Raw genomic sequence first — 3,468 nt, forward strand, 5'->3', positions numbered from 1 at the left:
AAAGTGCAACAAGCTGCCACGGTGAATCTGTCTAGCCATGATTAACTGCCTCGATAACTGGAGTAAGCGTAAGGAGAGAGCAGCAGCGGAATGTGGATATGACGCGTGTCTGAAACGCTAAAGTGCACGTCCACATAGGGGAAAAAGGCGTTGGAAAATACGCGTTGGCAGTAGGGGGCGACTAAAAATCGCAGGGTATAACTGCCTGCTGCTAATGTGGTGTTATCAAAACGGGCGCGGCCATCATCGTCGGTGTACATGCGGGCGATGGCATCCTGTGCGCCAAGTGGATAGAGTTCCACTTCAATGTTTGCTGCGGGGTGACCACTGGCGGTGTCGAGGATATGGCAACTGAGCGTGTTCATAAATAAGCTTCCATTCTAATTTGACTGATTTTGATCTGTTCTTGCGCGGCTTCGCGCAGTTCCACTTCTCGGCTTCGACCAATCCGGGATTTAAGCAGTGCGAGCATCTCTTTGGCACTTTTGTTGGTCGCGCAGACGATGAAAATGAAGCCGAATTTCTCTCGGTAGCGCTGATTGAGCGTGAGCAATCGCTCTAGGGTCTCTCTATCGGCGCTGGCCACGTGGCTCTGCTCTTTTTCACTGAGTGCTCGGCCTTGCGCGTATTTCTTTTCTAGACTGGCGAGATCGCCGATCATTGGATGCCCGGCAAAGGCCTCAAGCCAATCTTTCTCTTCAAGCTGCTGGAAGGCTCGGCTTGCGCTATGGCGCAGTGCTTCACCGTCTTGAAAGGGTGCCGATTCCATCACCAAGGCTTGCCAGCGCAAACTGGCGCAAATCTGACTGAGCGCGAAGGCATCGAGCTGCGCAATCGGGCGTTTGCTTGAGGTATCACTTGTGGTTTTAGCTACAGTCATGCGCATTCCTTTCGAGTTTGGAGGTAACGAGTTGACGAGCGTCGTTGGCCTCGCGCCAAAGCGATTCTGGGCTCGTTTCTATCGGCGAGGATGTGTGGCTGGCAAAGTACGCATTGAGCTGCGCTGCGACCGAAATAGCCACTTGCATCGGCAGTTTGCCTTTGACATCAGGATGCCCAATCGGGCAGGTGAGGTGCTCAAGCGTGGCCGGGTCGGCCAGTTGCTCTTTCAGGCGATAGCTAAAGCGCTGCTTTTTCCCCTCTGAACCGATTAAACCAACGAAAGCAAACCTGTTGGCATCCAAGGCTTGGCGAGTAATGTCGAAATCGAGGGCGTGATCTTGCGTCATCACCACGATGTAAGCATGGCTAGGTAGCGATGCAAGGGTTTGCGTGACATCCTCGATCAGATGGGTATGAATGTGGGCATCTTTGAGCGGAGCTAACCACTCACTGCGGGTATCGGCAACATGCAACTGGCAGGGCAGCTCAGTTAGGATCCGACACAGCGCTTGGCCGACATGCCCAGCCCCAAACACGACGACGTGTGGTGTTTGGGTAAGGAAATACTCCAACATCACTTGCACACCGCCGCCGCAACACTGGCCAAGATCGGCGGCGAGAGAAAAGCGTTCGATGGTAAGAGTCGATTGGGAGGTCGCCAGCCCTTGACGCGCTTTTTCAATCACTTGGTATTCCAAGTTTCCACCACCAAGCGTGTCAAACTGGGCGCTCTCGGTGATCACCATCTTAGCGCCTTGATTACGAGGTACCGAGCCGACACTGGCAATCACGGTAGCGATGCAGTAAGCCACACCTTGTGTCTCCAGCTGCTGACAGGCACTGAGCCATGAGAGTGAGCGGGAATGGAGAAATGGCGAATTAGTCATGGCTGTGCTCCTTCGCTCGTTGCTCGAGCCAGGTCAGTTGGTCTTCGCATGCAGAGAGAATCGCCTCGCCGGTCGCAGGCGCATGCAGCAAGGCGGCGTGTTGGTGTTCGCTAATGGACGAGATCGCATCAAAAATGGCGCACCAAGCGCTGATGCCGTGCATAAATGGCGGTTCACCCACCGCTTTAGAGCGATAAATGCTGGTTTCTGGGTTGGGTTTGTCGAACAAATCGATGTGCAACTGTTTGGGGTAATCACCAATGGTGGGGATTTTGTAGTTCATTGGGCTGTTACTGAGTAAACGCCCATCGTCTGCCCAGACCAATTCTTCACAGGTTAACCAGCCTAAACCTTGGATAAAGGCACCCTCAATTTGGCCTTTATCGATGGCCGGATTTAAGCTGTTGCCAACATCGTGGAGGATGTCGACGCGCTCGACGGTCATTTCACCGGTTAGCGTGTCGATCATCACTTCAGAACACGAGGCGCCAAGGGCAAAGTAGTAAAATGGTCGACCGCTCGCGCTGGCTCTGTCATAGCCGATTTTCGGCGTTTGATAGAAGCCGGTCGCGGAGAGGGAAACGCGGTTCATATACGCCGCTTGCACCAGTTCCGCCCAACTGACTGGTGTTGTGGTACCGATCAATTGACCGCCTTCGATATCGATCTCTGCGACTTGATAATGGCTTTTAGCAAACTCAATCAGCCTTTGTTTGATCTCTGCCGCCGCGTTGTGCGCCGCCATGCCGTTGAGATCGGCGCCCGAAGAGGCGGCGGTCGGTGAGGTATTGGGCACTTTATCGGTGCGTGTTGAGGTGACCAGTATGGCGTCAAGTGAGACGCCCAGGGTTTGCGCGACGATTTGTCCCACTTTGGTGTGTAAACCTTGGCCCATCTCGGTGCCGCCGTGTGAGACCTGTACCGAACCGTCGGTGTAGACATGAATCAAGGCGCCAGCTTGATTGAGGTGCTTGGCAGTAAATGAAATTCCAAACTTCACCGGGGTGAGCGCCAAGCCTTTTTTCAGATATGGATGAGTGAGGTTCCACTGAGCAATCGCTTCTCGGCGCTGACGATAATCACAGCGATCTTCGAGCGATGTGATCAGTTCTCGCATCTCTTGGTGTTGAGACACTTCCATGCCGTAAGGCGTGGTGTGCTTATTCTCGTTGTAGAGATTGTTAAGACGCACATCAAGCGGGTCTTGGCCGGTGGCAATCGCTAACTCTTGCATCGCTTTTTCTATGACGATCATCCCTTGCGGGCCACCGAAACCACGAAACGCCGTATGAGACACAGTGTCGGTTTTTAAGCGATGACCCACGATGGTCGCTTCACCGAGTGAATAGGCGTTGTCTGCATGAAACATCGCGCGGTCGACAATCGCATCAGAGAGATCCGGTGAGTGGCCGCATAGGCCATGAATGGCAATATTTGCGCCTTGAATGATACCGTTGCGGTCGGCACTCAGTTGATAGCTTTGATAGAAAGGGTGGCGTTTGCCTGTTGCCGTCATATCGAGCGCGCGCGGCAAGCGCAGCTTGACCGCTTGTCGAGTGTAGTACGCACCCAATGACGCTAAGCATGCCCATTGCGCCGCTTGGCTCTCCTTACCGCCAAATCCACCGCCCATGCGGCGCATATCAACGGTGACGCGGTTAGGTGCTGGAGGGTTCTGTCATCCTGTTTCTTTTAACCT

General features: G+C 53.8%; 4 protein-coding genes and 1 pseudogene. All 5 read right to left on the reverse strand.

Annotated features, from left to right (window positions below; translation table 11 throughout):
- Positions 1-41 precede the first annotated feature (41 nt).
- Positions 42-365 (reverse strand): hydroxyisourate hydrolase, encoded by a 324-nt coding sequence (gene uraH, locus AC6R0L_RS00240; RefSeq protein ID WP_500627880.1) that lies wholly within the window; start codon positions 363-365, stop codon positions 42-44.
- Positions 362-880 carry a 2-oxo-4-hydroxy-4-carboxy-5-ureidoimidazoline decarboxylase gene (locus AC6R0L_RS00245; protein WP_500627881.1) on the reverse strand — a complete coding sequence of 173 codons (519 nt, stop codon included), beginning with the start codon at positions 878-880 and terminating at the stop codon, positions 362-364. Before AC6R0L_RS00245 ends, uraH begins: the two co-directional genes overlap by 4 nt.
- Positions 867-1,769: a xanthine dehydrogenase accessory protein XdhC gene (gene xdhC / locus AC6R0L_RS00250; RefSeq protein WP_500627882.1), complete on the reverse strand. Its 903-nt coding sequence runs from the start codon at positions 1,767-1,769 to the stop codon at positions 867-869. Before xdhC ends, AC6R0L_RS00245 begins: the two co-directional genes overlap by 14 nt.
- Positions 1,762-2,910, reverse strand: a complete 1,149-nt coding sequence (locus AC6R0L_RS00255; RefSeq protein WP_500627883.1) for a molybdopterin cofactor-binding domain-containing protein — start codon at positions 2,908-2,910, stop codon at positions 1,762-1,764. The genes xdhC and AC6R0L_RS00255 overlap by 8 nt, the downstream gene beginning before the upstream one ends.
- A gap of 45 nt (positions 2,911-2,955) precedes the next feature.
- Positions 2,956-3,420 (reverse strand): annotated as a pseudogene (locus AC6R0L_RS00260) (molybdopterin cofactor-binding domain-containing protein); the annotation flags it as partial.
- Between the last annotated feature and the right edge of the window lie 48 nt (positions 3,421-3,468).

The organism is Vibrio sp. R15-SG3-ISO1A (genome assembly GCF_059833955.1).

Excerpts from the sequence above, each read along its gene's own strand:
- uraH (WP_500627880.1), bottom strand. The coding sequence starts at position 365 with ATGAACACGCTCAGTTGCCATATCCTCGACACCGCCAGTGGTCACCCC.
- AC6R0L_RS00245 (WP_500627881.1), bottom strand. The coding sequence starts at position 880 with ATGACTGTAGCTAAAACCACAAGTGATACCTCAAGCAAACGCCCGATT.
- xdhC (WP_500627882.1), bottom strand. The coding sequence starts at position 1,769 with ATGACTAATTCGCCATTTCTCCATTCCCGCTCACTCTCATGGCTCAGT.
- AC6R0L_RS00255 (WP_500627883.1), bottom strand. The coding sequence starts at position 2,910 with ATGGAAGTGTCTCAACACCAAGAGATGCGAGAACTGATCACATCGCTC.